Below are 2,033 nucleotides of genomic sequence, written 5' to 3'. Positions count from 1 at the left end.
CGCGCTATGGCGCGGCGAAGACCGATGAGCATGACAAGCGGGTGCTGGCGGGCGGCAGCGAACTCGGCTTCTATGAGGAAGAGTACCAGGATTCCACCGGCACGATGCGCCAATGGCTGGTCAACAAGCTGCCGCTGCTGGATGCGTCCGGCGAGATCGAGAACATCGTCACTGTCGCGCTCGACATCGGCGAGCGCAAGCGCGGTGAGCAGGAGATGCGGAAAGCCCGCGATGCCGCGGAGGGCGCGCTGCGTCACCTGCGCGACACCCAGAATTCGCTGATTGAAGCGGAAAAGCTCGCAGCGCTGGGCCGCCTGGTCGCCGGCGTTGCCCATGAAGTCAACAATCCCGTCGGTATCAGCCTGACGGTGGCCTCGGCGCTGGAGCGCAAGACGGCAAACTTTGCATCCGAAGTGGCGCGCGGCGAATTGCGCCGCTCCAGTCTGAACGAATATCTCGACACCAGCCGCGATGCGTCCGGCCAGCTCGTCGCCAATCTCAACCGCGCCGCCGAACTCATCCAGTCGTTCAAACAGGTCGCCGCCGACCGCAATTATTCCGACCAGCGCGAGTTCGACCTCGGCGACCTCACCGAGCAGGTGGTCATGAGCCTGCGGCCGGGCATGCGCAAACACAATCTGACGCTGAACGTGGAGTGCCAGCCGAACCTGACGATGAACAGCTATCCCGGACCTTACGGGCAGGTGCTGACCAACCTGTTCCTCAATTCCGTCGCGCACGCGTTTCCGAACGGCAGGTCCGGCACCGTCGACATCAAGGTGCGGGAATCCGGCAAGGACAATGTCGAGATCCTGTTCTCGGACAACGGAATCGGCATGAGCCTGGACGTCAGGCGGCGGGCGTTCGACCCGTTCTTCACCACCCGGCGCGACCAGGGCGGCACCGGGCTCGGCCTGCACATCGTCTACAGCATCGTCACCAATCGGCTGGGCGGCCGGCTCGATCTGGATTCGGAGCCGGGTGGCGGCACCCAGATTCAGATCATCCTGCCGCGGGTGGCGCCGATCGAGCAGGCGGCGGAGTAGCCCTTCCTTACCTCTCCCCGTTTGCGGGGAGATGCGTAGGACCTCCTATCCTTAGTCAAGTGGTTTGGTCCCTTTATTGGGAGAGTAGCGCCGTGCTCGATGCTGTCCAGGACGCTTCGCGCCGGCTTCGCCGGTGCCTACGGCATCCTGGACAGCATCTGCGCGCGGCGCTCTGCCGATCGGCAGGTCGGGACGAAGGAATGGTCGCTTGCGGTCGAACAAAGGAATGAAGCTTACAGTCTCACGGTAACCTGCGCGGCCTGATAGTTGGGGTCGTAAGGCGTCTGTCGCTGGAGTGTCGTGCACAGCGCATAGAGCAACCGATCTCCGACACTTCGCAAGGCGCGCGCGTGACCGTGGCCGCGCTGGCGCAATGCATCGTAACGCCGCCGAGCGGGCGCATCGTGCTGAATGGCGACGCGCGACCAGTGATGGACGGCGTTTTGCAATCGCTTGTTGCAGGCAAAGCGGCGGATCACGAAGCATTGCTTGCCGCTCCTGCGGGTCACCGGAGCGGTACCTGCCAAAGCCCGCAAAGCATGGTAATCTCGCGTCCGCAGAGGCGCCGCGGCCTCGGTGAGCAGCGTGGCGAGAACGATCCTGCCGATTCCCGGCCAGGAGCGAAGGATCGTCACGTCACGCTGCTCACAGTTCTGCCCCGACGGGTTCTCCGTCGGTGCTTCGAGCCTGGCCGAGAATCCGTCCAGAGCCTGATGCGCTTCCTTGATCTGCTGATTGACCAGATGCAGGCGCGCCGCGAGGTGGCGGATATGCGCGCAGGCGGCTTCGGTGGTGCCCGGCGCGACGAACAACGGCGTCTTGCGCAAGGTCTGCAGCACGGTTGCGGCATCGAGCCGGCGGATGCGATATTGCTTGAGGATCTGCGTGATCGTCGCCTCCGACACCTCTGCCGCTATGGCCGGTGTCGGCGCCTGCTGCCAAAGCGCGAGGAACCAGTCATCCGCAACGTCACCGGTCAGTTCGACC

General features: G+C 64.2%; 2 protein-coding genes. One reads left to right on the top strand and one right to left on the bottom strand.

The window, feature by feature from the left end:
• Window positions 1–1,046: sensor histidine kinase (locus VGP39_RS09510; protein ID WP_327567854.1), on the top strand; the 1,046-nt coding region annotated here is incomplete at its 5' end.
• Between the two features lie 233 nt (window positions 1,047–1,279).
• Here VGP39_RS09510 and VGP39_RS09505 read toward each other — a convergent pair.
• The coding region (locus VGP39_RS09505; protein ID WP_327567853.1) for an IS110 family transposase at window positions 1,280–2,033 on the bottom strand (754 nt) is incomplete at its 5' end.

This window comes from Bradyrhizobium sp., from assembly GCF_036009065.1.
Classification (GTDB): Bacteria; Pseudomonadota; Alphaproteobacteria; order Rhizobiales; family Xanthobacteraceae; genus Bradyrhizobium.
The sequence above is the reverse complement of the archived record's forward strand: the minus strand, read 5'-3'. Positions and strand labels throughout refer to the sequence as shown.